Raw genomic sequence first — 5,620 nt, 5'->3', positions numbered from 1 at the left:
CTGTGAACGGGGAATCTCCTGCTATACACGAAGCGTTAGCGGGATGAGCGTCAAGTCCAAACAGCGCCCACTCGCTCCAATTCAGGGTTACAAACCCTGGTGGCCCAATTTGCTGCTGTTTCGGGTAAGCATCCAGAACAATTAACCGTTGCAGATGTCATCCGCTACCAACCCCAGGTGCAACAGATTCAGAGCAAAGTTACCCGTTATGGCATTTCTACCCATGCTCTAGCTAAAGCGATGGTGCAAAATGGCCCTTTTTAGGCATCCGTTGGTTCTGTGTACGAATCATCTGTGATTGAAGCGAACTCCAATTTGCAACCGGGGCAACCCCCTTACCAGGCAATCTATCCCAAAGCCACCTTTACCTCAAATATGCGGGCAATCTTGCCCAATGCCCCCTGGGTCAGTGCTGATGAGAAAGCAGCAGCCGAAAAGATTATTGCTTACTGGCGATCGCCAGATGCCCAAAAAATAGCGACCGATTTGGGATTGCGTCCTGGCGTGGCTGGCGTTCCCCTCAGCCCCAAATTCTCTCCCACCTTTGGAGTCTAATCCCAACTCCGGTACGATTCCTATCGACCACCCAAGCCAGAGGTGGTGGATGCCGTGCTCAAATCCTGGCAAGAGTATGCTAAGAAACCTTTACTGGTCGTGTTGGTGGTAGATACCTCAGGGTCAATGGTAGGAACCAAACTGACCGCCATTCAGAATACACTCTTAACCTATATTAATGGTTTGGGCCCCAAAGACCGAATTGCTCTCATGGACTTTAACTCGCAGATCCATGAACCCATTTTGATCGATAGCACCCCCGCTGGACGAAATCGGGGAATCGAGTTCGTCAGTAGCCTCAAGGCGGGTGGAGCAACCAAGCTGTATAAAGCTACACTTTATGCCCGGAACTGGTTGCAGCAAAACCTGCGGCAAGAGGCCATCAATGCCGTGGTGATTTTGACAGATGGAGAAGATACGGACTCTGGAATGAACCTGGATCAACTCTCTGCCGAGTTGCAAAAGAGTGGTTTTAACAGTGACCAGCGAATTAGCTTCTTTACGGTGGGCTATGGCAATGAAGGCGAATTCAATCCGGATGCGTTGAAGCAGATTGCCAACTTGAATGGTGGCTACTACTCTAAAGGCGATCCTCAAACGATCTCGCAGGTGATGTCTAACTTGCAAGTGGAGTTTTAACCAGGAGGCGGCATGAAATTAGTGAATCCCCTGATTATCCATTGGCCGTGTTGGCTGGGGCTGTGGTACTGGTGGTCGGGGTCAGAATCTCGCATCTGCCCAGTGTGGTGATGCTGCCCTTGGCGACGGGGGTTGCGGCAGGAGTTGCCATGCTGCGGCAGTCTCATGAGCCGCAAAGTCTCAACCTGGGTGACCCCGAACTGGAGAAACAGGTGCAGGCGATCCAGCAGCAGGCTCGTAGTCTGGCGAATAAGACGGGTGCCTTTCGGTTAGAGGTGACTCGTCTGTTAACCAATGCGTCCCAGATGGAACTGCTGGTGGCGGTACAGTACGCCTGCGATCGCGCTGTAGAACTGCCTGGAAAAATCGACCAGATGATTCAACGACTGCAGCATAGTGACCCAACACTCCTGTCTGCCAGTGAGTTGCAACGTCAACTGAAAGAGGCTGAGACGCGGCTTCGTTCTAGTTCTGGAGCCGCACAGGAGCAACTTCAGACACTCGCCGATCGCCTGAGACGAAATCTGCAATTGGTGCAGCAGGGGCAAGATGTTCGGCAGTCCCAGATTGCCAACTTGAGTATGCTAGTCACCGGCACTGCCGGAGTGCTTCAGGCATTGCAAAACAAGTTACGCACTGCCAATCTTACAGATGCCGCTCAGGCCACGGAATTGCGTTCTTTGAGTGAGGATCTGAGCAGCGTCTAGTCCAATGTCGATCTTCTGATTTCCCGCTAGTCTCTTTACGGTATGTCAGGCTTTAAACTCACATCCAAATCTTTACGCTGGTTAACCTCAGCAGGCATTATTCTAGCAGCGTTGGCACTCGCCTATACTCCTATTCTGGGATGGCAACAAACTATTATCGTAGTCAGTGGAACAGAGCTGGAAGAACCCCTGCGGACACTGCAAGCAAACTTTGAAAAACAATATCCCAGCATCAAGCTGAAGTTAGAATTCCAGGGATCTCAGGATATTGTTAATCGCTACCTTGACAACAAGAACGACTTCCAACCAACGGTATTGATCCCAGCCAATGGTGAAATTCTGAGCGAACTGAACGAACGCTAGCGGACTCAGCATCGTGATGATCCCTTTTATGATGTTCCCCGTCCGATTGCCAAAACGATGCTGGTGGCGATCTCCTGGCCAGAGCGGGGCAAAGCACTGTTTCCGGACGGGCAGTTTCGCTGGGAGCGAGTTGAGCAAGCAATGCAAGCCAGCAGTTGGGGAGCGATCGGTGGCTCTCCCAGTTGGGGCAGTTTTGATTTCCTGACCACAGATCCGACTCGTTCCAATAGTGGACAACTGACACTCACCCTTTGGATACAATCCAAAGTCAATGGCAATCTCAATACCAGTGACCTGAGTTCCCCAACGATTAAGGATCTGTCTAGTCTGATTAAACGCTCTGTTTACCAACCCCCCGTTCTACAGATGTACTGCTGCAAGAATTTATTGCTCGGGGTGCCAATGATGCTGATCTGGCCATGACCTATGAAAGTGATGCTCTGTATCGCTGGCAGCAGGCAAAGGCCAATCAGGGTCAGCCCTACCAGATTTACTACCTCAATCCCACGATTGAAACCACAGCTACAGCCGCGATCGTTCGTCGAGAGGTGAATGATGGTAAAGCTCAGGCAGCCCGTAAATTTATGGATTTTCTGGTTCAACCTGCCCAGCAACAAGTGCTGGTGCAATATGGCTTTCGTCCAATCAATACTTCCATCGATTTGCCAACGGTACCTAATAGTCCCTGGAGCCAGAAGATCCCAGGGGCTACAGTCCAACCCACTGGAACCATTCTGCCTCCTCCAGAGCGCCAGGTTGCCAGAGAAGTGATTCGCCAGTGGGAGCGGGCGAACTAGCAGTAATTTAGCTGCATCATCGTTCACTGGAGCTTGTACATGGCAACCTTAGTGGCCACTCAGCATCATCTAGTTGGTATTTGATCGCGAACATACCAATAATAATAATTGGCTATGTTCGCGGCGGCTGATTGAGTTGCATCCAATACACACCAACTTGCTGGAATACGTTTTGAAACTGTTCAAAATCCAGGGGCTTAACAATGTAGCTGTTGGCTCCAAGATTGTAACAAGCTTCGATATCTCGATTTTCAGCCGAGGAGGTCATTACTACAACAACCAAGTTATGGGTGCGGGGATGACGACGAATGACCTCTAGCACTTGTAGACCACTTACTCTGGGCAGCTTCAGATCAAGCAAAACCATACGCGGTAGTGGGTGACCAGGAGGGATATCTCCCTGACCAAGTAGATAGAGCAACGCCTGCTCGCCATCTTCTGCCACATCCATTTGATTGGCAAAGGGGTAGCTACTTAGCGCTAAACGGATTAACTCAACATCATTTGGATCATCTTCAACAATCAGAAGGCGGGATGCATCAATCACCATATTTATTGGCTCCCCCCAGGAGCATCAAAATGATTATCAGGGATCAGCGAAGTCCGCCGAGTATTCCTAGTATTATCCAAAACATTATATTTAGTGATTTTACTGACTACTATAAGCTGAGCAGTGAAATCGGCTGATGAGCAATATCAAGGACAAAATCATAGTCTAGGATGTTAGCAAAACTGGCTATTCCTAGGGTGAGGCTTGATTTAGCAGCATCCAGTAAAGGCCAACTTGGCGAGCTACATCTATGAATTGCTGAAATTCCAATGGCTTAACAATGTAGCTATTTACTCCTAATTCATAGCAATCGGTAAGATCCTGGTTCTCAGTAGACGAAGCCATCACAACTACGATTAGCTTTTGAGTGCGTGGATGGTTGCGGATCGCCTGTAAAACTTGAATTCCATCCACTTTAGGTAGTTTTAGATCAAGTAAAACCAGATGAGGTAAGGGATAAATCGGAAGTTCTTCCCCTCGACCGTGCAATTAGTTTAGAGCTTGTTCTCCATCAATCACGACATCAAGCTGATTGACAAAGTGGTAGCGCTCCAGCGCTAACTGAATTAACTCCACATCATTGGGGTCATCCTCTACCAATAGAATTCGGGTTGGATCTACATTTGCCATGTTTTCCCAATTCCTTTTAGTCAAAACTTTAATCTTGAGCAGAACCTCCAATGGTGAAGTAGAAGGTCGCTCCCTGATTAGGCTGGCTCTCGGCCCAAATCGTGCCGCCATGACGGTGGATGATCCGTTGCACGATCGCTAGTCCAATTCCGGTGCCCTCAAATTCACTTGGAGTGTGTAACCGCTGAAATGGCCCAAACAGCTTGTCAGCGTATTGCATGTTAAACCCTACTCCGTTGTCCCGAATGAAGATCACCCCCTCTGGCAAACTGCCAATTTCAATCCGGGGAGTGGGAGGTTACGGCTGAATTTGACGGCGTTGCTAACCAGATTACTGAAAACCTGTTGCAGCAATCGGGCATCTCCCTGGACAATGGGCAACTCACCAATGACAAATTCTGCCGCAGTCCCAATGTCTGGATTGTGCTGTACCGGGGCGATCGCTTCCTCCACCAAATGTCGCAGGATAACGGGTCGAAGCTCCATGGGTTTGCGCCCAATCCGAGAGAGGTCGAGGAGTCCATCGATCAACTGAGCCATCTTCTGGCTACTGTTCTGAATCACCTGCATATAGTGGGCCACCTTAGGATCAGACAGGGCATTGTGGCCTTGCAAGCGCTGTTGCAGGGCACTGACAAACCCATGGATGTGGCGCAGGGGAGCGCGCAGGTCATGGGAGACGGAATAGGAGAAGAATTCCAGTTCCTTATTACTGGCTTCGAGCTGAATCGTCTGTTGCACCAGTTCTGCCGTGCGTTGTTCCACCAAGTTCTCCAGATTACGGTTCTGCTGTTCCAGTGCTTCATTTAACTGGTGAATTTGTAATTCTGCCTGTTTGCGATCGCTAATATCCAGCGAGGTGCCCACGACCTTGACGATCTGCCCCTGGTCATTTCGGACTGCTTCGGCCCGCGCTTCCATATAGCCCATTGTCCCATCAGTTCTAAAAAATCTCAGATCAATTTCGTGGAAGTTTCCCTCCGTCATCGCCTGCGTCAAGCACTGTTCCAGGCGGGGGCGATCTTCTGGGTGGACGTAATTCATCATTACTTCTGCCAAGTCAGGTTCTGGTGCAGCAGGATCAAATCCAAAGATTTGAAATAACGTATCTGACCAGACCATTGCCTGGGTAGTGGCATCCAGTTCCCAACTGCCAACCTGAGCAATTTGTTGGGCTTGGACTAAAGCCATCTGGCTATCAAAGAGCTTTTGTTTTTCCTGCTCTACTTGTTGATATAACTCGGCCTGCTGGATCGCAACCTCTAATTGTCCTGCCACCGTTTGAGCGAGAGCTACCTGCTCGTCAGGCCAGGTAAAGGGTTGTTGGCAGGTATGCAGAGTCAGGCTGCCCCAAATCCGATCGCCAACCACCAGGGGAA

General features: G+C 49.8%; 12 protein-coding genes. 7 read left to right on the top strand and 5 right to left on the bottom strand.

From position 1 onward, the window contains the following. Positions 1-99: 99 nt before the first annotated feature. The 7 genes from ACUVQO_RS11720 to ACUVQO_RS11690 are packed head-to-tail and all read left to right on the top strand — an operon-like array spanning position 100 to position 3,061. The gene (locus ACUVQO_RS11720; RefSeq protein ID WP_445926057.1) at positions 100-264 is read left to right on the top strand and encodes a hypothetical protein; all 165 of its coding nucleotides are present in this window, start codon (positions 100-102) and stop codon (positions 262-264) included. A gap of 15 nt (positions 265-279) precedes the next feature. After that, entirely contained in the window at positions 280-555 is a 276-nt protein-coding gene (locus ACUVQO_RS11715) for an extracellular solute-binding protein (RefSeq protein WP_445926056.1), read from the top strand. A 54-nt stretch (positions 556-609) separates the two neighbouring features. After that, entirely contained in the window at positions 610-1,194 is a 585-nt protein-coding gene (locus ACUVQO_RS11710) for a vWA domain-containing protein (RefSeq protein WP_445926055.1), read from the top strand. A gap of 47 nt (positions 1,195-1,241) precedes the next feature. Continuing rightward, a complete protein-coding gene (locus tag ACUVQO_RS11705; RefSeq protein ID WP_445926054.1) occupies positions 1,242-1,901 on the top strand; it encodes a hypothetical protein in 660 nt (219 codons plus the stop codon). A 42-nt stretch (positions 1,902-1,943) separates the two neighbouring features. Then, positions 1,944-2,264: a substrate-binding domain-containing protein gene (locus ACUVQO_RS11700; RefSeq protein WP_445926053.1), complete on the top strand. Its 321-nt coding sequence runs from the start codon at positions 1,944-1,946 to the stop codon at positions 2,262-2,264. Between the two features lie 57 nt (positions 2,265-2,321). Beyond that, a complete protein-coding gene (locus ACUVQO_RS11695; RefSeq protein WP_445926052.1) occupies positions 2,322-2,687 on the top strand; it encodes a hypothetical protein in 366 nt (121 codons plus the stop codon). Further along, positions 2,684-3,061 (top strand): extracellular solute-binding protein, encoded by a 378-nt coding sequence (locus ACUVQO_RS11690; protein ID WP_445926051.1) that lies wholly within the window; start codon positions 2,684-2,686, stop codon positions 3,059-3,061. The genes ACUVQO_RS11695 and ACUVQO_RS11690 overlap by 4 nt, the downstream gene beginning before the upstream one ends. Positions 3,062-3,173: 112 nt before the next feature. Here the strand turns inward: ACUVQO_RS11690 and ACUVQO_RS11685 are convergent, their stop codons facing one another. From ACUVQO_RS11685 to ACUVQO_RS11665, 5 genes are all read right to left on the bottom strand, one after another. Then, positions 3,174-3,611, bottom strand: a complete 438-nt coding sequence (locus ACUVQO_RS11685) for a response regulator (RefSeq protein ID WP_445926050.1) — start codon at positions 3,609-3,611, stop codon at positions 3,174-3,176. Positions 3,612-3,803: 192 nt separating this feature from the next. Next, on the bottom strand, positions 3,804-4,100 hold the full coding sequence (locus tag ACUVQO_RS11680; RefSeq protein WP_445926049.1) for a response regulator: 297 nt from the start codon (positions 4,098-4,100) through the stop codon (positions 3,804-3,806). Next, positions 4,101-4,241, bottom strand: a complete 141-nt coding sequence (locus tag ACUVQO_RS11675) for a hypothetical protein (protein WP_445926048.1) — start codon at positions 4,239-4,241, stop codon at positions 4,101-4,103. A 28-nt stretch (positions 4,242-4,269) separates the two neighbouring features. Next, on the bottom strand, positions 4,270-4,461 hold the full coding sequence (locus tag ACUVQO_RS11670) for a sensor histidine kinase (RefSeq protein ID WP_445926047.1): 192 nt from the start codon (positions 4,459-4,461) through the stop codon (positions 4,270-4,272). A gap of 32 nt (positions 4,462-4,493) precedes the next feature. Then, positions 4,494-5,620: PAS domain-containing protein (locus ACUVQO_RS11665; protein WP_445926046.1), on the bottom strand; the 1,127-nt coding region annotated here is incomplete at its 5' end.

It is taken from the genome of Leptodesmis sp. (assembly GCF_052746595.1).
This window is presented reverse-complemented; position numbering and strand designations above follow the sequence as displayed.